Source organism: Streptomyces sp. NA02950, from assembly GCF_013364155.1.
Lineage (GTDB): Bacteria > Actinomycetota > Actinomycetes > Streptomycetales > Streptomycetaceae > Streptomyces.
On record NZ_CP054916.1, the window covers coordinates 1,280,698 to 1,302,858 of the forward strand.

At 72.8% G+C, this 22,161-nt stretch carries 21 protein-coding genes; 8 read left to right on the plus strand and 13 right to left on the minus strand.

Annotation, left to right across the window (positions count from 1 at the left end; translation table 11 throughout):
• Nucleotides 1-13: 13 nt before the first annotated feature.
• Nucleotides 14-3,583 carry an AAA family ATPase gene (locus tag HUT19_RS05260; RefSeq protein ID WP_176179314.1) on the minus strand — a complete coding sequence of 1,190 codons (3,570 nt, stop codon included), beginning with the start codon at nt 3,581-3,583 and terminating at the stop codon, nt 14-16.
• Nucleotides 3,580-4,791, minus strand: coding sequence for an exonuclease SbcCD subunit D (locus tag HUT19_RS05265; protein WP_176179315.1), 1,212 nt, complete (start codon nt 4,789-4,791; stop codon nt 3,580-3,582). The genes HUT19_RS05260 and HUT19_RS05265 overlap by 4 nt, the downstream gene beginning before the upstream one ends.
• 313 nt (nt 4,792-5,104) lie before the next feature.
• On the opposite strand from HUT19_RS05265, the gene HUT19_RS05270 reads away from it, so the two are divergent.
• Together HUT19_RS05270 and HUT19_RS05275 are read left to right on the plus strand one after the other, a co-directional pair.
• A complete protein-coding gene (locus tag HUT19_RS05270) occupies nt 5,105-5,872 on the plus strand; it encodes a response regulator transcription factor (RefSeq protein WP_176179316.1) in 768 nt (255 codons plus the stop codon).
• Nucleotides 5,869-7,368, plus strand: coding sequence for a HAMP domain-containing sensor histidine kinase (locus HUT19_RS05275; protein WP_176179317.1), 1,500 nt, complete (start codon nt 5,869-5,871; stop codon nt 7,366-7,368). The genes HUT19_RS05270 and HUT19_RS05275 overlap by 4 nt, the downstream gene beginning before the upstream one ends.
• Here the strand turns inward: HUT19_RS05275 and HUT19_RS05280 are convergent.
• Entirely contained in the window at nt 7,365-8,195 is an 831-nt protein-coding gene (locus HUT19_RS05280; RefSeq protein ID WP_176179318.1) for a DUF899 domain-containing protein, read from the minus strand. The two genes, HUT19_RS05275 and HUT19_RS05280, sit on opposite strands and share 4 nt — an antisense overlap.
• Nucleotides 8,196-8,371: 176 nt before the next feature.
• Nucleotides 8,372-8,998 carry a YigZ family protein gene (locus tag HUT19_RS05285; RefSeq protein ID WP_176179319.1) on the minus strand — a complete coding sequence of 209 codons (627 nt, stop codon included), beginning with the start codon at nt 8,996-8,998 and terminating at the stop codon, nt 8,372-8,374.
• 190 nt (nt 8,999-9,188) lie between these two features.
• Here HUT19_RS05285 and HUT19_RS05290 point away from each other — a divergent pair, with 190 nt between their 5' ends.
• Nucleotides 9,189-9,596 carry a CoA-binding protein gene (locus HUT19_RS05290; protein WP_176179320.1) on the plus strand — a complete coding sequence of 136 codons (408 nt, stop codon included), beginning with the start codon at nt 9,189-9,191 and terminating at the stop codon, nt 9,594-9,596.
• A 51-nt stretch (nt 9,597-9,647) separates the two neighbouring features.
• Here HUT19_RS05290 and HUT19_RS05295 read toward each other — a convergent pair whose 3' ends face one another.
• The gene (locus HUT19_RS05295; RefSeq protein WP_176179321.1) at nt 9,648-10,202 is read right to left on the minus strand and encodes a YbaK/EbsC family protein; all 555 of its coding nucleotides are present in this window, start codon (nt 10,200-10,202) and stop codon (nt 9,648-9,650) included.
• A gap of 111 nt (nt 10,203-10,313) precedes the next feature.
• Entirely contained in the window at nt 10,314-10,886 is a 573-nt protein-coding gene (locus tag HUT19_RS05300) for a helix-turn-helix domain-containing protein (RefSeq protein WP_176179322.1), read from the minus strand.
• A gap of 102 nt (nt 10,887-10,988) precedes the next feature.
• On the opposite strand from HUT19_RS05300, the gene HUT19_RS05305 reads away from it, so the two are divergent.
• Nucleotides 10,989-11,855 (plus strand): EamA family transporter, encoded by an 867-nt coding sequence (locus HUT19_RS05305; RefSeq protein WP_176179323.1) that lies wholly within the window; start codon nt 10,989-10,991, stop codon nt 11,853-11,855.
• 83 nt (nt 11,856-11,938) lie between these two features.
• On the opposite strand, the gene HUT19_RS05310 is transcribed toward HUT19_RS05305, so the two are convergent.
• The gene (locus tag HUT19_RS05310; RefSeq protein WP_254885449.1) at nt 11,939-12,775 is read right to left on the minus strand and encodes an alpha/beta hydrolase; all 837 of its coding nucleotides are present in this window, start codon (nt 12,773-12,775) and stop codon (nt 11,939-11,941) included.
• Between the two features lie 49 nt (nt 12,776-12,824).
• Here HUT19_RS05310 and HUT19_RS05315 point away from each other — a divergent pair, with 49 nt between their 5' ends.
• On the plus strand, nt 12,825-13,382 hold the full coding sequence (locus HUT19_RS05315) for a gamma carbonic anhydrase family protein (RefSeq protein WP_176179324.1): 558 nt from the start codon (nt 12,825-12,827) through the stop codon (nt 13,380-13,382).
• A gap of 37 nt (nt 13,383-13,419) precedes the next feature.
• On the opposite strand, the gene HUT19_RS05320 is transcribed toward HUT19_RS05315, so the two are convergent.
• Together HUT19_RS05320 and HUT19_RS05325 are read right to left on the minus strand one after the other, a co-directional pair.
• On the minus strand, nt 13,420-14,100 hold the full coding sequence (locus HUT19_RS05320) for a DedA family protein (RefSeq protein WP_176179325.1): 681 nt from the start codon (nt 14,098-14,100) through the stop codon (nt 13,420-13,422).
• A gap of 147 nt (nt 14,101-14,247) precedes the next feature.
• Complete coding sequence (locus HUT19_RS05325; protein ID WP_176179326.1) at nt 14,248-14,700, minus strand: DUF4442 domain-containing protein; 453 nt, start codon at nt 14,698-14,700, stop codon at nt 14,248-14,250.
• Nucleotides 14,701-14,784: 84 nt separating this feature from the next.
• Here HUT19_RS05325 and HUT19_RS05330 point away from each other — a divergent pair, with 84 nt between their 5' ends.
• Together HUT19_RS05330 and HUT19_RS05335 are read left to right on the plus strand one after the other, a co-directional pair.
• Nucleotides 14,785-15,861, plus strand: a complete 1,077-nt coding sequence (locus HUT19_RS05330; RefSeq protein WP_176179327.1) for a hypothetical protein — start codon at nt 14,785-14,787, stop codon at nt 15,859-15,861.
• A gap of 56 nt (nt 15,862-15,917) precedes the next feature.
• A complete protein-coding gene (locus HUT19_RS05335; RefSeq protein WP_176179328.1) occupies nt 15,918-17,333 on the plus strand; it encodes an MFS transporter in 1,416 nt (471 codons plus the stop codon).
• Here HUT19_RS05335 and HUT19_RS05340 read toward each other — a convergent pair.
• The 4 genes from HUT19_RS05340 to HUT19_RS05355 form a co-directional block, all read right to left on the minus strand.
• The gene (locus HUT19_RS05340) at nt 17,312-18,490 is read right to left on the minus strand and encodes an abortive phage infection protein (protein ID WP_176179329.1); all 1,179 of its coding nucleotides are present in this window, start codon (nt 18,488-18,490) and stop codon (nt 17,312-17,314) included. The two genes, HUT19_RS05335 and HUT19_RS05340, sit on opposite strands and share 22 nt — an antisense overlap.
• Before the next feature lie 208 nt (nt 18,491-18,698).
• A complete protein-coding gene (locus HUT19_RS05345; protein WP_176179330.1) occupies nt 18,699-19,544 on the minus strand; it encodes a spermidine synthase in 846 nt (281 codons plus the stop codon).
• Nucleotides 19,545-19,721: 177 nt separating this feature from the next.
• On the minus strand, nt 19,722-20,903 hold the full coding sequence (gene tuf, locus HUT19_RS05350) for an elongation factor Tu (RefSeq protein ID WP_176179331.1): 1,182 nt from the start codon (nt 20,901-20,903) through the stop codon (nt 19,722-19,724).
• 96 nt (nt 20,904-20,999) lie between these two features.
• Entirely contained in the window at nt 21,000-21,176 is a 177-nt protein-coding gene (locus tag HUT19_RS05355; RefSeq protein ID WP_176179332.1) for a hypothetical protein, read from the minus strand.
• A gap of 233 nt (nt 21,177-21,409) precedes the next feature.
• Here HUT19_RS05355 and HUT19_RS05360 point away from each other — a divergent pair, with 233 nt between their 5' ends.
• Entirely contained in the window at nt 21,410-22,144 is a 735-nt protein-coding gene (locus tag HUT19_RS05360) for a TVP38/TMEM64 family protein (protein WP_176179333.1), read from the plus strand.
• Nucleotides 22,145-22,161: the final 17 nt, after the last annotated feature.

Sequence of the window (22,161 nt, forward strand, 5' to 3'; positions counted from 1 at the left end):
AGCGGCCTCGTTCTCAGGCACCCGCCGTCGTGTGGTGGTGCAGGGTTGAGCCGCGGCGGGTCTTGACGACCTCCAGCCGCGCCGGGATCCGCTGGCGCAGATCCGCGACGTGGCTCACGATGGCGACCGTGCGGTCGCGCTCGCGCAGCGAGTCCAGGACGTCCAGGACCTCGTCGAGGGTCTGCTCGTCCAGGCTGCCGAAGCCCTCGTCGATGAAGAGGGTGTCCAGACGGACCCCGCCCGCCTCGTCCGTGACCACGTCGGACAGCCCCAGCGCCAGCGCGAGCGAGGCGAAGAAGGTCTCGCCGCCCGAGAGGGTGGCGGTGTCGCGTTCCCGGCCGGTCCAGGCGTCGATGACGTGCAGTCCGAGGCCGGAGCGGCCGCGGCCGCTGGAGCGGGCGTCGGAGTGCACCAGGGTGTAGCGCCCGCAGGACATCCGCGCCAGGCGCACGCTCGCCGCCGCCGCGACCTGCTCCAGGCGGGCGGCGAGCACATACGCCTCGAGCCGCATCTTGCGCTCGTTGTCGGCGGCGGTGCCCGCCGTGAGCGTGGCGAGCCGGGCGACCCGGTCGTACTCCTCGCGCAGCGGGGCGATCCGGCGCGCGTCGGCGACCGCCTGCTCCGACAGCGCGTCCAGGTCCGCGCAGCGGGCGCGGGCCGCGGCGTCCGCGGCCGAAGCGTCGCGCAGCGCGCGGGTGGCCGCCTCGGCGGCGGCATGCGCCGCCTCCGGGTCGGCGGGCGGCGCCTGCGCGGCGGCCAGTACGTGTGCGTCGGCCAGTTCCGCCGCGACGGCGGCAGACTCCGTCTGCCACCGCTCGATGCGCAGCCGCGCCTCGCGCTGCCGCTCGGGCGGCAGGACGGCGCCGGAGGCGGCCTGGGGGGTGTCGAAACCCGCGCGGTAGGCGGCGTCGGCGAGCCGGGCGTCGGCTTCCTTCAGCCTCCCCGCGGCGGACTCGGCCGCGAGCGCGGCCTCGGCTGCCCGGGCCAGCAGGCCGGCCTGCCGCTCCAGCCGCCCGGCGCGCTCCGCCACGGTGGCGGCCCCGCCACGGGCCTGCTCCAACTCGGTGAGCAGCGAGGTGCGTTCGCGGAGCAGCACCTCGCGGCGCGACGTGCGCCCGGAGGCCCGGCGCTCGGCCTCCTGCCGCTGGGCGAGCCGCCGCTCGTACTCGCGCTCGGCCCGGTCCAGGGCCTCCCGGGCGGGGTGGGCGTCCGCCGCCGCGTCGCGGGCCTCGGCGAACGCGGACCGCACCTCGGCCACGGCGCGGGCGAGTTCACCGGCGTCGCCACCCTCCGCGGTGGCCTCGGCACCCGCGAGGGCTTCGCGCAGCCCGTGCAGGACGCGTTCGGCCTCCTCCCGCCGCGCCTCGGCCCGCTGGTACTCCTCCAGTGCGGTTTCCTCGGCGGCCCGGTCGACATGTCCGGCGTCGGGGCGCGCCGGGTCCGGGTGTTCGGCCGACCCGCACACCGCACACGGCTCACCCGCCCGCAGCCCGGCGGCGAGTTCGGCGGCGATCCCGCGCAGCCGCCGCTCCTTGAGGTCCAGCCAGGTCCGTTGCGCGGCGGCGGCGTCCTCCCGGCACCGGAGCCGGTTCTCCCGCGCCTCCTCGGTCTCCCCGGCCAGCCGGTCCCGCAGCCGGGCCGCGTCGAGCCGCCGGCCGGCGGACTCGATCCGGCCGGCGAGCTGTTCGGCCCGGGTGGCGGCTTCCTGGGCGGTCTCGATCCGTCGCTGGTGTGCCGCGCGGACCGTCTCCCACCCGGCGAGCCAGTCGGCGGCCTCGGCGTGCGTGTCGTCGTCGGCGCGCGCCTCCCGGTCGAGACCGGCGATCTCCTCGGCCAGGGCCTCGGCCTGCCGCTCACCGCGTCGCGCGGCGGCCAGGGAGCCGAGTTCCTCCCGCAGCCATCGCTCCACGCGCGCCAAGGAGGCGGCGTCCGCCTCGGAGAGGGGGGAAGGGCCACGGTCGCCGTCGACGGCGGATGCCGTCGGTCCGTGGGGCGCGGGGCCCGGCACCCGCGGCTCCGCGGCTTCCCCGTGCCGCCGCGCGTCGGACGAGCCGGACCCGCCGGTCGCCCTGTCAGCGGAGGTCGAGCCCTGTCCACGGAGATGCGCTCCCTGAGCAGGCACGTCCGTCGACACCGGCGCGTCAGCCGCCGTGGCGCCACCGGACCGTTGGTCTCCGCCGTCCGGGGGCGGGTCGTCCCCGGACCTCGCCGCGGACGCCGGCTCTTGCGGCGCCCCGGCAGCGTCCCCACCGCCGTTCGGCGTTCCGTTCGACGGACGCGCATCGGCCCGACCGTCCCGTACGCCCTCGCACGGCGCACCGGCGCTGCGCTGCGCTCCGTCCGCGGCGGCCACGGACCGAGCGGGGAACTCGCCCTCGCCCGGCGGGCGTTGGCCCGGGATGTCGGGCCTTCCCGGGTCGGCGGGCCGCGGCGCCGGGCGGCGGAGCGTGGCGGTCAGGGCGTCGAGGTCCGGTTCGGCGGCGAGGTGGGCGCGGGCAGCGCGCTCGGCGGAGACGGCGGCGCGGTGTTCGTGCTCGGCGGAGGCGCGCAGTTCGAGGGCGGGGACGACCGCATCGGCCGCGCGGGCGCGCTCCAGCCGTCGGCGCACCATGTCGTGCTCGGCCCGCTGCCGTTCGAGGTGGTCCGCGCGGCGCCGGGCCTCGGTGTGGCGGTGCTGCAACTGGGCCCGTTCGCGTTCGGCGTCGGCCGCGCGCCGGGCCGCGTCATGGGCTGCCTCGGCGGCGCGCACCGCGGCGAGCGCGATGTCGCGCTGCTCGCGCGCGCCGGTGCGGGCTACGGCGGCCCACTCCAGAACGGCGTCGGCCAGCCCCGGTTCGCCGGGGGCGAGTTCGGGGAGGGGCAGGATCGCGAGGTCGGGGGCCGGTCCCGCCGCCTGGGCCATCCGGTGGGCGAGCGCGAGAAGCCGCTCGTCACCGCCGACCACCCGTTTCTCGGCGGCCCGCCGCAGCTCCGCGAGCCGCTCCTCGACGGCGGCGAAGCGACCGGTGTCGAACAGCCTGCCCAGCAGCTTGCCGCGCGCCATCTCGTCCGCGCGCAGAAAGCGCGCGAACTCGCCCTGCGGCAACAGCACCACCTGGCAGAACTGCTCCCGGCTCATCCCGAGCAGCTGCCCGATCTCCTCGCCGATCTCCTGGTGCGAGCGGCTGAGCGCCTTCCACTCCCCCGTTCCCCTGCCAAGGCCGGTCCCCGTCCCGGGAACGAATTCGCGCAGCAGGCTCTGCGCCTTCTCCCGCGTCGTACCGGTGCCCCGCTTCTTGGGACGGGGCTGCTCGGGGCTCCGGGTGATCTCCAGGCGCCGTTCGCCGACGGTGAGTTCGAGGACCACCTCGGTCGGGGTGAACGGATCGGCGTGGTCGCTGCGCAGGGACGGCCCGCTGCCCTGCCGGGCCCCGGGCACCTGCCCGTACAGGGCGTAGCAGACCGCGTCGAGGACGGAGGTCTTGCCCGCGCCGGTCGGTCCGTGGAGCAGGAAGAGCCCGGCGGCGGACAGTTCACCGAAGTCGACCTCCTGGGTGCCGCCGAAGGGCCCGAAGGCGGTTACGGACAGCCGGTGCAGCCTCATCGCGTCACCTCCGCGCCGCCGACACCGCGCCCGGTTCCCCGCCCGGCGCCGCTCTCCTCGGTCCGTACGGCTTCGAGGGCGTCCCCGAGTACCGTGCGCTCCGCCGCGTCCGGGCCGCGACCGCCGCGCACATGGGCCACGAAGTCCTCGGCGATCTGCTGGTCGTCGCGGCCGCGCAGCCGCTGGGCGTAGGAGGCGAGCGGGTCCTCGGGGGGCCGCTCGGGGTCGAACGCCAGGGTGAGGAGGTGCGGGAAGCGCCGCGTCAGCCGGGCCATCGGCTCCTGCGGACGGACGGCGTCGGTGAGGGTCGCCTCGACCCAGGCGTCCTCGTGCCGGGTGAGGCCGGGGTCGGCGAGCAGGTCCTCGATGCGGCCGCGGATCCGGGCCAGCGGCCGGGGTACGGGGCAGTCCACGCGCTCGGCGGACAGTGCGGCGCCGCCCGCGGCCGCCGCTCCCAGCTCCACCAGCCACATGGACTTGCGGTGGGTGGCCTCGGAGAAGGAGTACGCGAGCGGTGAGCCCGAGTAGCGGATCCGCTCCGTGATGGTCTGGCAGCCGTGCAGATGCCCGAGCGCCACGTAGTCCACGCCGTCGAAGACCTCGGCGGGGACGGAGGCGACACCCCCGACCGTGATGTCCCGTTCGCTGTCGCTGACCGCGCCGCCGGTGACGAAGGCGTGGGCGAGGACAACGGAGCGGGTGCCGGACGGCCGGGTGGCGAGATCGGCCCGCACCCGCCGCATGGCGGCGTCCAGCACCGCCGTGTGCCCGGCGGCCGGGGCGTCCAATGCCTCGCGCACCAGGCGGGGTTCCAGATAGGGCAGACCGTAGAAGGCCACCTCGCCGTGGTCGTCGCCGAGCACAACGGGGGTGGCGCAGCCGGCGGGGTCGGTCCGCAGATGGACCCCGGCGCGCTCGATCAGCCCCGCGCCGACGCCGAGCCGGCGGGCGGAGTCGTGGTTGCCGGAGATCATGACGGTGGGCACACCGAGTTCCGCGAGCCGGTGCAGGGCGTCGTCGAACAGCTCGACGGCGGCGAGCGGCGGCACCGCGCGGTCGTAGAGGTCCCCCGCGACAAGAACGGCGTCGACCTGCCGCTCCCGTACGGTGGCGACCAGGTGGTCGATGAACTCGCGCTGTGCGGTGAGCAGGTTCACCCGGTGAAAGGACCGCCCGAGATGCCAGTCGGAGGTGTGCAGAATTCTCACCGTTCATCCCCGACCCGCACGTTTGTCCTTCTCCCGCCCCATTGGCCCCGGTCACGATCGCGCCCGCGCCGGGTAGGCGGTGCGGGCATCGACCACCGTATCCGCGATCGGCGCCCCGTCCGTCACGGGGTCTCCCCTTTCCCCCGGCCGTGTCGCCCGTGTCACCGACGAAACCGTCGAAGGGGGCGGAAAAAATGACCGGGGCAATTGCCGACCGACGCTTTTACGCTGCTCCCGCATTCCCCTGTTCCGGGCCGCGCTCGGAAGATTACAAAAACCGGCAGCGGTGTGTGCGCTGAGATAGACAGACCGCATGACCGTGCGCGCACTGCTCATCGAGGACGACGAGACCATCGCCGAACCCCTTGTCGAGGGTCTGGGGCGCTACGGACTGACGGTCCACCATGTCCGCACGGGGGCCGAGGGGCTGAAGGGGCCGTACGGGGACATCGTGCTGCTCGATCTGGGGCTGCCGGACATGGACGGCATCGACGTCTGCCGCGGCATCCGCCAGACATCCGAGGTGCCGATCATCATGCTCACCGCGCGGGGCGAGGAGGCCGACCGTGTGCTCGGGCTGGAACTGGGCGCGGACGACTATCTGGCGAAACCGTTCAGCATGAGGGAGCTGATCGCCCGGATCCGGGCCGTCACCCGCCGCACCCGGCCCACCACCTCGGGAACGAGCCCGGCTCCGGCGCCGGTCCCGTCCGGCGCGGCTCATCAGGGACCGGCACGGCACCAGCCCCGCGTCGCCGACGTCCAGGGCCCCGTCACCGAGCCCCTGATCGTGGACCGGCGGACCCGGCAGGTGTGGGTGGACGGCACTCCCGTCGTCCTCACTCCCAAGGAGTTCGAACTGCTGGCCCTGCTCAGCGAGGACCCCGGCGCCGTCTACTCCCGTCAGCAGATCCTCGACCGCGTATGGGACCCCCACTTCGAAGGACCGACCAAGACACTGGACGTCCATGTCGCCACCCTGCGCCGCAAGCTGGGGGATCCGGCCTGGATCCAGACCCTGCGCGGGGTCGGCTTCCGGCTCGCCGGGCACGTCCATGTCCCCGAGGCCGCCCGGCCGTGATCCGCCGTCTGCTGCTCGGCTATCTGACCCTGGCGGCCCTGGTGCTGCTGAGCCTCGAGATACCGCTGGGGTACGTCTACAGCCGGGCCGAACGGGAGCGGATCATCACCGCCGCCGAGGACGAGGCCGAGTCCGTGGCGGCGTTCGCCTCGCTGTCCATCACCGCGGGCCGGGAGGGACGGCTGCGGCGGAGGGTCACGCACTGCGCCGAGCGCATCGGGGGCACGGTGCTCATCGTCGGGGCACGCGGCCAGGTGCTCGCCACCTCGCGGCCGCTGTCGGCCGAGCAGCAACGGAACGCGGCGGCACGGCCGGAGCTGACGGCCGCGCTCAACGGCCACGACGCGTTCGAGGTACGGACCTCCACCATCGGCGGGGTGCGCAATCTCTCCGTCGCCGCCCCCATCGGCCACGGCGACCGGCCGCAGGGCGCGGTGTGGCTCACCGTCCCCACCGACGCGGTGGAGGGGCGGGTCCACCGGGTATGGCTGATCCTGGCCCTCGCCGGGTCCGCGATCCTCGTCGCCGTCGCCGTCGCGGCGCTGGTCTTCGCCCGCTGGACCAGCCGCCCGATCCGCGAACTCGAGCGCGCCGCCCACCGGTTGGCCGACGGCGAACGGGCCACCCCAGCCCCCGCGACCTGCGGTCCCCCCGAGGTGCGCAGCCTCGCGGTGACCTTCAACCAGACCGCCGCCCGTCTGGAACATCTGCTGACCTCCCAGCGCGCCTTCGCCGCCGAGGCGTCCCACCAGCTCAAGACGCCCCTCGCGGCGCTGCGGCTGCGCCTGGACAACCTGGAACCCGATGTGTCCGGACATGCCCGCGACAGTCTCACGGCGGCGATGACGGAGACGGACCGGCTGGCCCGGATGGTGGAAGGGCTGCTGGACATGGCACGTCTGGAGGAGGGTGCCGTCGTCCCCGAACCGGTCGACATCGACCAGGTGTGCACCCAGCGGCTCCTCACCTGGGCCCCGCTGTTCGAGCGCGAGGACGCCCGCCTGGTACTGATCGGCGGCCGGGTCGGCCATGCGCTCGCGGCGCCCGGAGCCGTCGAACAGATCCTGGACAATCTGCTCTCCAACGCGCTGCGGGCGATTCCGGCGGGCGGCACCGTCACCCTCGTCCCGCGGCTCTCCGCCTCCGACCGGCGCCATCTCCATCTGCCCGGCCACCAGACCCAGCCGTCCTGGGTCGAGGTGCATGTGATCGACGAGGGGCCGGGGATGACCGCGGAGCAGCGCCGCCGCGCCTTCGACCGCTTCTGGCGCGCCCCTGACGCCCCCAAGGGCGGCACCGGTCTGGGCCTCTCACTGGTCCAGCGGCTCGCCCATGTGAGCGGTGGTGAGGCCACGTTGACCGCAGCGCCCGGCGGTGGCCTGGACGCCGCGGTCCGGCTACGGCCGGTGACCCGCACCGGTGCGGGCCGCCCGGCCAGGATCGGCCTCGGCCGCAAACCGGCGGACGCGGAGTCCTCGGCCCGCGGCTCCGCCTAGTCGCCCTCCTCCGGGTGGCATCGGCCGTGCCGGCCGAGGGTCTCCACGGGGGTCGCGCCGGGGCGGGTCCACTGCGGCACGGGCCGGCTGGTCGGGCCCCATGTGGCGACGCCGTCGGCGTCCGAGCGCCAGTACCAGCAGGCCTGGCGGCCCACGGACGGGTGCCCCTCGCGGACATCGCCGATCACGGGCCGGCCCTCGGGGTTGTCCTCCCACGCCTCGCCGCGGCCGTAGGGCGTCATATCGAGCAGGGCGAGGGACCCGTTGACCGGCTCGTTGCCACGGCCCGTCGTGGAGTAGGTGAGGAACACGCGGTCGCCGTCGCGCAGGAAGCAGGTGAGGTAACCCATGCTGCCGCCGACCGGCCCGTCCACACCGCGCACCGAGTACCAGGGCTGGGTGTACCCCATGAACTCGACGTACGAGGCCACCTCCTCCCACCGGCCCGTGGTCAGGACGGCGAACGAGACGCCGCGGGCGTTGAGGTAGACGGCGTCCTTCACATGCCAGGCCGTGGTGGTGCAGCCCTCGCACTGCCCCTGGTGCGGCGCGCCGTCGTACCACATGTGCTTGTAGACCACGAGCTCGTCGCGGCCCTGGAACAGGTCGAGGAACGGGACCGGGCCGTCAGGTCCGACGACCTCGACCGCCCCGTCGAGCTCGACCATCGGCAGCCGCCGCCGGGCCGCGGCGATCGCGTCGCCCTCACGGGTGTGCGCCTTCTCGCGGACCAGCAGCTCCTCGCGCGCCGCCTGCCAGGTGGCCAGGTCGACGACCGGCGGCTTGCCGGGGAGGTCGCTGCTCGGGTTGCCGGGCGTGGTCGCCATGGTGTCCTCCGTGGGGTCGCGTGCCGGGCAGCGTCGTACGAGGTCCCACGACGCTCACCGGAACAGACTCGCGCCCCGGCCGGAACTCATCGCGGCAGGGCGCGCCCTGACACGCGGCCCGTCGGGTCGGACGTCACCCACGGTGCCGCGAAGCCCCTACGGCTCCCTACGCGTCCCTACGCGTCCTGGTACGCCTCGCCGCCCAGCACCAGCACGGCGGTTCCGGCGGTGGTGTCCGCCAGCCACGCGCGGAACGCGTCCACGTCCGCCTCGGGCAGCCCCACCTCGATCGTCACGTCCTCGGCGTAGCGCACATCGCGCACCGCCCGCCCGGTGGCGCGCAGATCGTTCTCCAGCTTTCCGGCCCGCTGGTGGTCGACGGTGACGGTGACCAGCCGGAAGCGCCGGCGGACCACGGTGCCCAGCGCGTCCAGGGTCTCGCCCACCGCTCCGCCGTAGGCACGGATCAGCCCGCCCGCACCCAGCTTCACGCCGCCGTAGTAGCGGGTGACGACGGCCACCACGTAGCGCACCTCCCGGCGCACCAGCATCTGGAGCATCGGGACACCCGCCGTACCGCCCGGCTCCCCGTCGTCGCTCGCCTTCTGCACCCCGCCGTCGGCGCCGATGACGTAGGCGAAGCAGTTGTGCGTGGCGGTGGGGTGCTCCTTCCGGACGCGCTGGATGACGTCCTGCGCCTCCTGCTCGGTCGCGGCGGGCGCGAGCGAGCAGATGAAGCGCGACTTGTTGATCTCGATCTCGTGCACGCCCGCGCGGGCGACCGTCCGGTACCGCTCCTGCATCCGTCCACCCTATGCGCCCCGGGGATCGCCGCGCGGAGGCCGCCCTCCGCCGCCGGCCACCGCTCCTGACCGCTCGCTGGGGAATCTCCGGACGCCGATGGCCGTTGTCGTGCGGAGAAGCCGACGAACCCGAAGAACCCGAAGAGCCGCGGAACAGCCCGTTCCCCGCACCCCACCCCAGGAGGCACCGATGTACGGCGACCCGGCGACGGTCCGCAGGATCCTCACGGAGCTGGGTGACACCTGGGCCGTGGTGGGACTCTCCGCCAACCGGGAGCGCGCGGCCTACGGGGTCGCGAGCGTGCTCCAGCGCTTCGGCAAGCGGATCGTGCCGGTGCACCCCAAGGCCGAGACGGTGCACGGCGAGCGGGGCTACACCTCGCTCGCCGAGATCCCCTTCCCGGTCGACGTGGTCGATGTGTTCGTGAACTCCGGGAGGGCGGGCGGCATCGCGGACGAGGCGGTGGCCATCGGGTCCAAGGCCGTCTGGTTCCAGCTGGGCGTGATCGATCCGGCCGCGTACGGACGCACCCGGGCCGCCGGGCTGGACATGGTCATGGACCGCTGCCCGGCCATCGAGATCCCCCGGCTCGGCTGAACCCGGGTGAACGGCGCACCGGCCCGGCGGCTCGGACGCCGGGCCGCGGCCTCAGACACCGAGTCCCTCCAGGACCACCGCACCCGGCAGCCCGGCGAGCAGCTTGCCCGGCACGATGAGCTTGCCGCGGCGGCTGCCGCTGCCGATGAGGGCATAGGGGCTGTCGGCGACGGCGGCGTCCACCAGCAGCGGCCAGCCCTCGGGCAGACCGATGGGGGTGATACCGCCGAACTCCATCCCGCTCTCGCCGGTCGCCGTCTCGATGGGGGCGAACGAGGCCTTCCGCGCACCGAGATGACGGCGGACCACTCCGTTGACGTCCGCACGGGTGTGGGCCAGCACCAGACACGCGGCGAGGGTGACGGCACCGCCCCGTTTGCCCGCGACGACCACGCAGTTGGCGGACTGCTCCAGCAGCCACGAGCCGTAGTGCTCGACGAGTACGGCGGTGTCGGCCCAGTCAGGGTCCGTGTCCACGTAGCGGACCTGCTCCACCGGCTCGGTGCCGCGCCAGTCGCTCAGGGCGGCGGCGACGGGGGCGGCCAGCAGGTCCAGGCACTCGACGGCGGGGCGGACGTCGTCGAAGGCATCCATCGGGGTGCTCATGCGGTCAAGCTAGCAGCCGGGGACGGTGCCGGGCCGCGCGGTCCCGGCGGGCGGCACAGCCTCGACGCGCGGCGCGGACCCGGCGGGCGGCGTGGCCCCGGGGGCGCGGTCTCAGCGGGCCGGCGGGACCGACACCGCCATGGTCATCGCCACGGGGACCTCGCCGTCATTGCGGTAGGAGTGGGGGGTGTTCGCCTCGAAGGCCGCCGAGGTCCCGGCCGGTACGGTGTGCTCCTCGCCGCCCGCCACCAGGGTCAGTTCCCCCGCCGTCACATGCAGCAGTTCGAAGGTGCCCGCGGGGTGCGGATCGGAGTCGCTGCCCTCGCCGGGCATCAGCCGCCACTCCCACATCTCCAGCGGTCCCTGCGCCTCGGTGCCGACGAGCAGAGCCGTGTAGCTGCCCCCCTCGGTGGACCACATCCGCACCGCCTGGTCGGCGGGGACGAGGCGCACCTGGGGACCCTGCTCGTAGTCGAGCAGGGTGGTGATGCTCACCCCTAGGGCGTCGGCCAGCTTCACGGTGGTGCCGACACTGGGGTTGGTGCGGGCCTGCTCAATCTGGATGATCATGCCTCGGCTGACCCCGGCGCGGGCCGCGAGGGCGTCAAGGGTGTAGCCGCGTTCATTGCGCCAGCGCTTGAGGTTGCGGGCGAGCGACTGTGTGAGCTGATCGAGGTCCGTCACGGTCCGGATGTCCGTCCAATATTCTGAATGGCATAGTCGAGCACATTGAACTACGGTGGGGTGTACTCCCACGTCCATCACACTGTACGGCGAGGTTTCACCATGTCCGCACTCTTCGCTCTTGCCACCAGCCTGCTGTGGGGGCTGGCCGACTTCGGCGGAGGGCTGCTCACCCGACGTACCCCCGCGCTCACCGTGGTCGTCGTCTCGCAGACCATCGCGGTGGCCGTCCTCGGCGCCATCGTGGTGGCCACGGGCGGCTGGTCCGAGGCCGGTCCGCAGCTGTGGTTCGCGGCTGCGGCGGGTGTGGTCGGACCGGCCGCGATGCTCTGCTTCTACCGGGCCCTCGCGCTCGGCCCGATGGGCGTCGTCTCCCCGCTCGGGGCGCTGGGCGGAGTGGCGGTACCCCTCGGAGTGGCGCTGGTGCTCGGCGAGCGGCCGGGGGTGCTCCAGGTCGCGGGGATCGTGGTGGCGGTGGCGGGTGTTGTCCTGGCGAGCGGACCGCAGACCGGCGGGGCCCCCGTGCAGCGGCAGACCCTGCTGCTCACGCTGGTCGCCGCGCTCGGCTTCGGGTCGGTGATGGCGCTGATCGCGGAGGCGTCCTCCACGCTCACCGGGCTCTTCCTCGCCCTGTTCGTACAGCGGGTGTGCAATGTCATGGTCGGTGGCGCCGCACTGTACGCCGCCCTCCGGCGCGGAAACCCGGCACTGCCGGAGGGGGGTTTCGGTGTGGTGTGGACGTCGCTTCCGGCGCTCGCCTTCGTGGGCCTGGCCGATGTCGCCGCGAACGGCACCTACAACCTGGCCGCCCACCACGGCCCGGTCGCCGTGGCCGCCGTGCTCGCCTCCCTCTACCCCGTGGTGACGGCGCTCGCGGCCCGCGGGCTGCTCAACGAGCGGCTGCGTGCCGTGCAGGCCAGTGGCGCCGGACTGGCCCTGGTCGGCAGCCTGCTGCTGGCGACGGGCTGAATCCGGGGTTCACCCGAGCCGGCCCCCGGGGGGCACCCGTCCACCGGCGCCCGCGGCCTGCCCTTCCACCAGCCCGCCGGGGCTCACTCGCCCACTACCGCCCGGACGAACCGGCCGCGGTCCTCGGGGTGGTCACGGAACCAGGCACCGAGCCAGTGCTCGGCCTCGGGCAGCACGAGGTGGGTGAGGTCGGAGCCCTCGGCCAGCGCGCCCGCGACGGCCTCGGTCACCTCCGGAGGGATGACCTCGTCCCGCGCGGGCACCGCGAGGACCGCCCGCGCTCGATACGCACGGAAGGTGTCGAGGGCGACGGAGGAACGCCAGCCGCCCGGGGTATGGATGGTCTCGGTGAAGCCGGACCCGGCGCGGAACGGCGCCGCCCAGGCGTCGCGCGGATAGAGGGCCGGGGCGCACAGTCCGATCGTCGTCACCCGCGGACCGTAGTGGGCCAGCAGATCGGCGACCGTCTGGCCGCTCATGCTGAACCCGATGAGGACCAGCTCGTCGGAGGCGGGCACCCCCTGGTCGATCAGGGCCCGGGCCTGGCCGAACCGCCGCTTCAGGCTCAAGTCACCCAGTTCACCGGAGCTTTCGCCATGTCCGGAGAAATCGCAGGCCACCGCGTGGTGGCCATGGGCCGCCAGGTCCCGCATCAGGCCGAGCATCCGCTCCTTGTCGCTGGTCCCGGCGCCGTGCAGCACCACCGCGGTGGCACCCACCGCCGGTGCGGTGGGGTCGAAGGCGGCGCAGCCGAGCCTCTCGCCGTCACCCTCCAGGAAGAAGCGCCGCGGTCGGCGGCGGTCGTCCCGCTCGGGTGTCTGCCGTACGTCCTGTCCCTGTGCTTCCGCTCCCGGTATCTCCACGGAGAGCAGGACGCATGATCGATTGCTCTGGTTCCGCTGGTTCCGGTGGTTCGGCACGGGGGTACCGTGCCGGGGACATGCCCAGACGGACCAAGGGAGACTTGCTGTGACGGAGCGGGCGTTGATCGCTGGTGTGGGCGACAGGGAGCCGAAGGTCGACCCGGAGGCGTTCACCGCCCCGACGTCCGTGGTGATCGGTGAGGTGTCGGTGGGCGCCGAGGCGAGCGTCTGGTACCACGCCGTGCTCCGCGGGGACACCGCGGCGATCAGCGTGGGAGCGCAGAGCAACATCCAGGACAACTGCACCGTGCACGCCGACCCCGGCTTCCCGGCCAGCGTCGGTGAGCGGGTGTCGGTGGGCCACAACGCGGTGCTGCACGGCTGCACGGTCGAGGACGATGTACTGATCGGCATGGGCGCGACCGTCCTCAACGGCGCACACATCGGGGCGGGCTCACTGGTGGCGGCTCAGGCGCTGGTGCCGCAGGGGATGCGGGTGCCGCCGAACTCGCTGGTGGCGGGCGTTCCGGCAAAGGTCCGGCGGGAGCTGACCGGGGAGGAGCGCGAGTCGATCCGGTTCAACGCGACGGGCTATGTCGAGCTGGCCCACCAGCACCGCGCGGCCGCGGAGGAGCGGGCGCGACAGGAAGGCCCGCGCGACTGAGCGGCGCCGGGGCCAGGCGGCCGTCAGCCGCCTGGCCTCAGTCGGCGGCCGGGACGGGCTCCGGCTCGGCCGCCTCGGTCCCGGTCTCGGTCCCGGTCCCGGTGACGGCTGTCGCCCTCGACTTCTTCGACCGCCAGTTCATGACGAGCATCGAGCCGAGACCGAAGAGCAGGGCGACAACGAGGCCGAGCCAGGAGAAACGCTTGAGCCAGTCCTCGGCGACCTTGCCGACGGAGTAGATGACGGCGGTGGTGCCACCCGCCCAGACGATGCCGCCGAGCACATTGGCGATCAGGAACTTCCAATACGGCATGCGCAGCACACCGGCGAGCGGGCCCGCGAAGATCCGCAGCAGGGCGATGAAGCGGCCGACAAAAACCGCCCACATCCCCCATTTCTGGAAGGATCGTTCGGCGGTCGCCACATGCTCGGCACTGAAGTGCTTGGGGAATTTGCGCCCCAGCCACGCCAGGAGTGGTTCTCCGCCCTTCCGGCCGATCAGATAGCCGATGGAGTCGCCGATCACGGCGCCCGCGATGGCGCAGGCTCCGAGGATGTAGGGATTGATGTGGTCCTGCGAGGCCGCCAGCAGCGTCGCGCTGACGAGGATGATCTCTCCGGGAAGCGGAATGCCCAGGCTCTCCAGGCCGATGACAAGGCCCACGAGAAGATAGACGCTGACCGCGGGTACGCTCTCGAGCCACTCCTCGATATGCAACTCCGGTTCCTCCCCGTGTGCCGATCCATCCCGGGCGCGCGCACTGGTTTCGGCGCACGCCCGGGGAAGCCTACTCAATCAGCGCGCGGTCGCCATCATCCCCAGGTCGTGGTCCGGAGCGCGTCGGCGTACCGCTGATGAGGGGCGTCAGGACTGCGGCCGCAGGGTCCACGTGATCGACATCTCGCCGGTCACCGCCCCGTCCTCGCGGGTGATCTCGATGTTCACCGGGAATTCAGGACGCTCTCCGGCGTCCAGCTCGGCGATCACATCGGCGACCGGGCGGCCGAGCCGGGCCGTCGCGGTGACGGGTCCCATCGCCAGCTTCTTGAAGGCGATCTCGGAACGCACGGCCAGCGGTACGGCGCGGGCCAACTGGTCACCGAACGCGGCCAGCACGATCGCACCGCTCGCGGACTCGGCGAGGGTGAACATCGCACCGGCATGCGGCCCACCGACATGGTTGTGGAAGTCGGACTGGTCCGGCAGACGCAGTACGGCGCTGTCGGCCGTCGCCTCGACGATCTCCAGGTTCAGGGTGCGCACCATGGGCACGGTGGCAGCGAGCATCTCGCCGATGGACGGCATGGTCTGTGACATACCCCGGAAGTTACCACCCAGTAGCAAAGAGAGGGAAGGGGCAGCCGTAGCCCCTGTCGGCACCCACCTTTAGGGTTACTGGCCATGTGGCCAGGACAGCAGTCGCCCGGGGGCGAGCAGAACCCGAACGACCAGAACCCGTATCAGCAGCCGGGGTACCACCAGCCCAACCCGTATCAGCAGCCGGGCTATCAACAGCCGAATCCGTATCAGCAACCGCCGCAGCAGCCGCAGCCGGGCAAGTCCGGTCAGCCACAGCATCAGCCGGGCTACGGCGGGCCCCACCACCAGCAGCCGCAGGCGTGGGGCAGCCCCACCGCACCGCCCGGGGCCCCGGAGCCTCCCCGCAAGAAGCGCACGGCCACCATCGCGATCGTCACGGCGGTGGCGGTCGTGGCGGCCGCCGCGGTCGGCGCGGTGCTGGTGCTGAACAAGGACGACAGCAAGAACGACGAGTCGAGCGGTAAGAAGCCCGCCGCCTCCTCGCCCGCCACGGCCTCCTCCGCACCCGGCGAGGATCCGTCGGGTGGCGGCCGGGAGGACAACAACCCGCGTGACGGGGACAAGGTCGAGCCCGTCATACCCGGCTGGAAGACGGTGGTCAGCGCCAAGCGGCACAACGCCTTCGATGTGCCCGCGAACTGGGTGGTCGAGCCGTCCGGTCTGGGCGTCGGCTTCGAGGACGACAAGGGCAAGCCGCTCGTCATGATGTCCGCCACGGGGATCTTCAAGAAGGACTACTGCACGACCAAGGAAGAGGGCGGCTACGAGAACAAGAGCGACGCCGCCGCGGCGGGGTCCAAGGGCGCCCAGGGAGCCAAGAGCGAGGCGTCCGCCGCTCGGATCGAGGCGGGCAACTGGGCCTTCGCCGCCTTCGACCAGAAGAAGACCGGCAAGCTCAAGGTCGGCCAGGCCAAGAAGTTCAGCAGTGACCACGGGCTCAAGGGGTACACCGCCTCGGCCACCGTCACCGGGGTCAAGAAGACCGACAAGTGCTCCACGGACGGAAAGTCGGTGACGGTCTCCTACACCGACACCAACGGCGATTTCGCGACCTGGGTCTTCTACTCCGTCAAGGGCACCAAGAACGAGGTCCCGGACGCGACCATCAAGAAGATCATGAGCAGCCTGCGTCCGCTGAAGTCCGACACCGGCTTCTGATCGCCCTGGCCGAAATCCAGTTGGACGCCGGGGCCCGCCCCAGGGATAGTCCGCTCGTGACCACTCCCCCGGCCCCGCGCTCCCGACCACGCCGCCCCGAGTGGGCTGGACGCAACTACACACTGCTGACCGCCGCCGCCGTGGCGACGGGCCTCGGAAACGCCGGGGCCCTCATCGCTGCGGCGTTCGCGGTGCTCGACGCGGGCGGGGACGGTGGCGACGTCGGTCTGGTGGCCGCGGCCCGCACCGTGCCGCTCGTGGTGTTCCTGCTGATCGGCGGGGCGCTGGCAGACCGGCTGCCCCGGCATCGGGTGATGGTCGCGGCCAACGCCCTCAACTGCCTGTCGCAGGCGGCTTTCGCGGCGCTTGTGCTGTCCGGCGGGGCCCAGCTGTGGCAGATGGCCCTGCTCTCCGCGATCGGCGGCACCGGGCATGCCTTCTTCTCCCCCGCCGCCGAGGGCATGCTGCTGTCCAGCGTCACCAGCGAACAGGCGGGCCGTGCCTTCGCGTTCTTCCGGATGGGGGTGAACGGCGCGCAGATCGGCGGCGCCGCGCTCGGCGGCGCGCTCATCGCGATCGTGGGCCCCGGGTGGATGCTGGCCGTGGACGCCGCCGCCTTCGCCCTCGCGGGCTCGCTGCGCGCCTTCCTCGACGTCAGCGGAGTCCCCCCGCGGGAGTCCGGGGGCGGCATGCCGGCCGATCTGCGCGACGGATGGCGTGAGTTCGCCACCCGGCCCTGGCTGTGGAGCATCGTGCTGCAATTCTCCGTCGTCAACGCCGTGGTGGGCGCGGCCGAGGCCGTCTACGGTCCGCTGGTCGCCGAAGAGCATCTGGGCGGGGCCCGGCCCTGGGGCTTCGCCCTGGCGGCGTTCGGCGCGGGCACCGTCCTCGGCGGGGTGCTGATGATGCGCTGGCGTCCACGCCGTCTGCTGCTCGCGGGCACCCTGTGCGTACTGCCCTTCGCCATGCCGTCGGCCGCGCTCGCCATTCCGCTTCCGGTGCCGGTGCTGGCCGTGGTCATGTTTGTCAGCGGGGCGTCGATCGAGGTGTTCGGTGTGTCCTGGATGACCGCGCTGCACCAGGAGATCCCCGAGGACAAGCTCTCTCGGGTCTTGGCCTACGACATGCTGGGCTCGATCGCCTTCCTCCCCATGGCCATGTCCCTGGCGGGCCCGGTGGAGAGCGCCGTCGGCCGGACGGCCTCGCTGTGGGGCTGCTCGGCACTGATCCTGCTGCTGACCCTGGCGGTGCTGACCGTGCCGGACGTCCGCCGGCTGCGGCGGCGTGAACCGGGTCCCGTCGCCAAGGGACCGGTCGCCGAGGGAGCGGGCCTGGGCACCCTCACTGAGGGAGCCGTCACCACGGGAGCCGTCACCGCGGGGCCTGTCGTCGAAGGACCGGTCATCGTCGCTGAAGGACCGGTCGACCCCGATCCGGCGGCGGCCGAGGGTCAGCACCGCGCCCTGCCGTAGTGCCGTGCCAGTGCGTGGAACGCCTCCTTCGGCTCCCAGTGCCAGTGGGCTGTCGGCTCCTCGGGCGTCTTCCAGATGGGCTTCACCAGGCTGTAGCTCGCCATGTCGAGGTCGTAGCGCGGCCGATGCCGGTGCGGGGCGTCGGGGGTGACGAATTGGTACACCAGAGCCGCGTACAGATCCATCGACTCGAAGACGTCGACCAGGTCGGTGAGATAGGCGGCCTGGGTGCGCTCACTACGGACCAGTTCGCCGATGATCTCAGGGGGCTCCCTGTCGTAGTCGACCACGTCCCAGCCCATCCCGCCCCGCTCCGGGGCTCCCCGGAAGGTGCAGGTGCCGAACTCGGAGACCACCACCGGTTTGCCCCACCTCCGGAACTTCGACAGGGCCCGGACATGCTCGGCCCGCCGCGCGAAGGACGCGTAGTAGTTGACGCTGACCAGGTCGAAGAGCTTCCAGTCCACCTGTTCGTCCTGCGCCGCGCCATAGGTCACCTTGCCGTGGAAGACGGACCTGGCGGCCTTCGCGGCCCGCACGGTGAACGAACGCAGCTCCCGCACCAACGTCTTCGGGTCGTAGTGCCCGCTCGTCAGGTTCTTGATGCGCTCCACGGCATTGGCGCCGGGCACGATGCCCGGCACGAAGAGCATGAACTCGGCGCCGACGCTGAGATGGACCTCGGCCCCCTGGCGCCGCAATCGCTCGGCATGCCTGCCCGTTTCGGCGAGATGGTCAAGGATCTCCGGCTGTGGAACATCCGCCAGCCGCGGCTGGAGCCACACATGCAACCCACGCTCGGCCGCCTCCGTCGAGGTGGCCGCAAGGCGCTCGACACCGGTGCCGAAGACCGAGACCGAGTCGGCGTGGAGCTCGTCCTTGATCGCTCGCATGTCGTGGCGCATCCGCGTGGCATCCCACCCGGTGAACGGGGTCTCCCCGTCGATGAGCTCATAGGACACCCCGCGATACGTCAGCCCGCGCCGACCGCCCGTCCTGCCCGGCGCCGGTTCCGAGACCGGTGACCCGGCCCCTCCAGGCGCCCCGGCCGCCCGCGCCCCGCCTCCCGTCAGCAACGGCCCCATCGCTCCCGCGACACCGACCGCCCCCGCCCTGGCCAGAAATCCGGCCCGGCTGATCTCCTTGTTGCTTGCCATGTCTCCCCCGCTGTGCCGTTCATGTCGTCCATCCGCCGCGGCATCCTCGGCACCACGACGTGACTCCACTCTGGCAAGCGACAGTGCGCGCTGTCGTCGGCCGAAGGTCTGCGCCTCGGCGACCGAGGTATGAACCCGCCGCCACGGAACACGACCTGGGTAGCGACCAGATAGCGACTCAGGTCAGGGTGCTCCGGCCGACGGAGGGTCAGCCCACACTGAAGGCACCGCCCGGCGGTTCGGGCGACGGCACCGCGTCGGCGTCCGTGACCGGCGCCGCCCCGCCCGTGAAGCGCACCAGCGCCTCCCCGTACTCGACACGGGCCGGGAAGGCGTCGGCCGCGGCGCGGCGGGCCAGCACGGCGACCGGCAGTTCGCTGTGCGAGGCCACCAGCACGGTGTTGCCGAAGCGTCGGCCGCGCAGCACCGCGGGCTCGGCGATCAGGCACAGATACGCGAAAGCCGCCCGCAGCGAGGCGAGTTGGGAGCGGAGGAAGGCGAACGGCGCGCCGTCGGCCAGATTCGCCGTGTACCGGCCGCCCGGCCGCAGCACACGGGCGGCGGCGCGCGCGTACTCGACCGAGGTGAGATGCGCGGGCACCCGTGAACCGCCGAAGACATCGGCGATGAGGATGTCGGCGGAAGCGTCGGGCGCGGCCTCCAGGGCGGTCCGCGCGTCCGCGCGGCGCACGGTGATCCCCGACGCGGGCGGCAGCGGCAGATGCTCGTCGACCAGTTCCAGCAGCCCGCGGTCGGCCTCGATCACTTCCTGACACGAGCCGGGCCGGGTCGCGGCCAGATAGCGCGGCAGGGTGAGCGCCCCGCCGCCGAGGTGCAGGACATCGAGGGGGGCACCCGGTTCGGCGGTCTCGTCGAGGACGTGCGCGAGCCGCTGTGCGTACTCGAACTCCAGATAGGTGGGGTCGTCCAGGTCGACGTACGACTGAGGGGCGTCGTCCACCGTGAGCAGCCAGGCATGTGGCCGGTCGAGGTCCGGCATCAGCTTGGCGGTGCCGCCGTCCACGGCGCGGATCACGGGTATGGGCTCGTCCACGCTCTCATTGTGCCGGGCCGGATGCCCTCTCGCGGCCCGACGCCCACCGCCTCGCCCTTCCTGTCCACCCTGGTCCGTTCCCGACCGTTCCCGTCCGTTCCCGTACGCCCCTGTCCGTTGCTGATCCGCCCGCGCCCCGGATTCGCGCGGGGCGCGGGCGGATCGTTCAGCGGTGTGTCACGGCCGGTCGGACACGGTGGTCACCGTCCCCGCGCCCACCGTGCGGCCGCCCTCGCGGACCGCGAAGCCGAGCCCCGGCTCCAGCGGCAGGGCGCGGCCCAGCTCGACCGCCATGGTGACGGTGTCGCCGGGGCGCGCCACCCCGGTGAGCCCGAGGTCGACATCGCCGACCACATCCGCCGTACGGATGTAGAACTGCGGCCGGTAGCCGGTGGAGACCGGCGTACGCCGCCCGCCCTCGGCCGTCGACAGCACGTAGACCCGCGCGGTGAAGTGCCGCCGGGGCACCACGCTGCCGGGCTCCGCGACCACGTGGCCACGGCGCACCGCGTCGCGCGGCACCCCGCGCAGCAGCAGCGCGACGTTGTCGCCCGCCTCCGCGACCTCCATCGGTTTGCCGAAGGTCTCGACACCCGTGACGACGGTCGCCACGTCCGCGCCGAGCACCTCGACCCGGTCGCCGACGCGTACCCTGCCGCGCTCGATGGCACCCGTGACCACCGTGCCGCGCCCGGTGATGGTCAGCACGTTCTCCACCGGGAGCAGGAACGGGGCGTCCGTGTAGCGCACCGGCGTCGGCACATAGAAGTCCACGGCATCCAGGAGCGCCTCGATCGCGCCGGTCCAGCGCGGGTCGCCGTTCAGTGCCCGCAGCCCGGAGACCCGTACGACCGGCGTGCTCTCACCGGGGTAGCCGTGTGCCGACAGCAGCTCGCGCACCTCCAGCTCGACCAGGTCGGTGAGCTCGGGGTCGCCCGCGTCGGCCTTGTTGAGTGCGACCACGATGTGGTCGACGCCGACCTGGCGGGCGAGCAGGACGTGCTCGGCGGTCTGCGGCATGACACCGTCGAGCGCGGAGACCACGAGGATCGCACCGTCGAGTTGGGCCGCGCCGGTCACCATGTTCTTGATGAAGTCGGCGTGGCCGGGCATGTCGACGTGGGCGTAGTGCCGGGTGTCGGTCTCGTACTCGACGTGGGCGATGTTGATGGTGATACCGCGCTCGGCCTCCTCCGGCGCCCGGTCGATGCGGTCGAAGGGCACGTAGGTGCCGCCGGAGCCGCGCTCGCTGAGCACCTTGGTGATGGCGGCGGTCAGGGTGGTCTTGCCGTGGTCGACGTGGCCCATGGTGCCGATGTTGAGATGCGGCTTGGTGCGCACGTACATCTGCTTGGACATGCGGACGGTTCCTCCTCGGAACAGCGGTGGAAGCGCGGACCCCAGGGCCTGTCCGACCCTCCCCTTGCGGGATCCGTCGGAGTTGTCCGAGGAGGGTCAGCTTCGGGTGCCGTCGAGGCAGGCGGGAGTCGTGACGACGGCCATGGCCGTCGCGGCGTCGGCCGTCGCGGCAGTGGCCGTGATCACGGGCGGGGGAACGGCGGCAGCCTTCGGCGCGTCCGCGAAGGCGGACGTCGGCGGGAGGAAGGCGAACCGGAACATGTCGTTGATCATTGCGCACCGTACGATCCGCGTCGAATGGTTTTCGGGGCAGGTGGGGACGGTGTGCCGGGAAGTAACCCGTGGTGCCGCGGAGGCCGTTGTGCGACCGGCCGCCGGTCGCCGGTCGCCAGTCGCCAGTCGCCAGTCGCCGACAACTTTTCGACCAGCCGACGATCGACCGACAGTCGTACGACGAGAGGACAACGTCACAGCGACCGCCACGTCCGGTCGGTTACGCTCCACCGATGCTCGATGTCGCCGTCCCCTCCCCGAAACCGGCCGTGCGCCGCGCCCGCGCGGTGCTGCTGTCGCCGTGGTCGCGGCTGGTGCTGCTCGCCGCGCTGCTGGTGGGCTCGGCGACCTCGGTCTGGGTGTGGCAGCCGCACCGGCTGCTGGCCCATGGCTGGCTCCCTCAGCTGTCCGGTCCGGCGGCCATGGTGCTGTTCACGGTCGCGTACGGGCTGTGCACCGCCGCGCTGGTGCCGCGGCCGCTGCTGAATCTGGCGGCGGGCGCGCTCTTCGGCTGGCAGGCCGGACTGGCCGCGGCGGTCGCCGGTACGGTGCTCGGTGCCGGAATCTCCTTCGGTCTGGGCCGTCTGCTCGGGCAGGACGCACTGCGCCCGTTGCTGCGGGGCCGCTGGCTGACGTCGGCCGACCGGCAGCTGAGCCGTCATGGCTTCCGGTCGATGCTCGCGATCCGGCTCTTCCCCGGCGTACCGTTCGCCGCCGCGAACTACTGTGCCGCCGTGTCCCGGATGGGGTGGCCGTCGTTCCTGCTGGCGACCGGGCTCGGCAGCCTGCCGAACACCGCCGCGTACGTCGTGGCGGGCAGCCATGCGACCACCCCCACCTCGCCCGTCTTCCTCATCGCGATGGCGTGCGTCGCCGTTCCCGCGCTGGCCGGGGTGGTGGTGGCCTGGCGCAAACGCGGCAGGCCGCGGGCCCCGCGCGCCGCCGGGAGCAGTACGCCGCCCGTCTGACGCGCGTCCCGCCGAGC

Bases quoted from the DNA above. Each gene is read 5' to 3' on its own strand.
- tuf (WP_176179331.1), bottom strand. From the start codon at position 20,903: ATGTCCAAGCAGATGTACGTGCGCACCAAGCCGCATCTCAACATCGGC.
- HUT19_RS05360 (WP_176179333.1), top strand. From the start codon at position 21,410: ATGCTCGATGTCGCCGTCCCCTCCCCGAAACCGGCCGTGCGCCGCGCC.
- HUT19_RS05280 (WP_176179318.1), bottom strand. From the start codon at position 8,195: ATGGCGACCACGCCCGGCAACCCGAGCAGCGACCTCCCCGGCAAGCCG.
- HUT19_RS05340 (WP_176179329.1), bottom strand. From the start codon at position 18,490: ATGGCAAGCAACAAGGAGATCAGCCGGGCCGGATTTCTGGCCAGGGCG.
- HUT19_RS05355 (WP_176179332.1), bottom strand. From the start codon at position 21,176: ATGATCAACGACATGTTCCGGTTCGCCTTCCTCCCGCCGACGTCCGCC.
- HUT19_RS05305 (WP_176179323.1), top strand. From the start codon at position 10,989: ATGTCCGCACTCTTCGCTCTTGCCACCAGCCTGCTGTGGGGGCTGGCC.
- HUT19_RS05260 (WP_176179314.1), bottom strand. From the start codon at position 3,583: ATGAGGCTGCACCGGCTGTCCGTAACCGCCTTCGGGCCCTTCGGCGGC.
- HUT19_RS05285 (WP_176179319.1), bottom strand. From the start codon at position 8,998: ATGCAGGAGCGGTACCGGACGGTCGCCCGCGCGGGCGTGCACGAGATC.
- HUT19_RS05295 (WP_176179321.1), bottom strand. From the start codon at position 10,202: ATGAGCACCCCGATGGATGCCTTCGACGACGTCCGCCCCGCCGTCGAG.
- HUT19_RS05325 (WP_176179326.1), bottom strand. From the start codon at position 14,700: ATGTCACAGACCATGCCGTCCATCGGCGAGATGCTCGCTGCCACCGTG.
- HUT19_RS05330 (WP_176179327.1), top strand. From the start codon at position 14,785: ATGTGGCCAGGACAGCAGTCGCCCGGGGGCGAGCAGAACCCGAACGAC.
- HUT19_RS05290 (WP_176179320.1), top strand. From the start codon at position 9,189: ATGTACGGCGACCCGGCGACGGTCCGCAGGATCCTCACGGAGCTGGGT.
- HUT19_RS05270 (WP_176179316.1), top strand. From the start codon at position 5,105: ATGACCGTGCGCGCACTGCTCATCGAGGACGACGAGACCATCGCCGAA.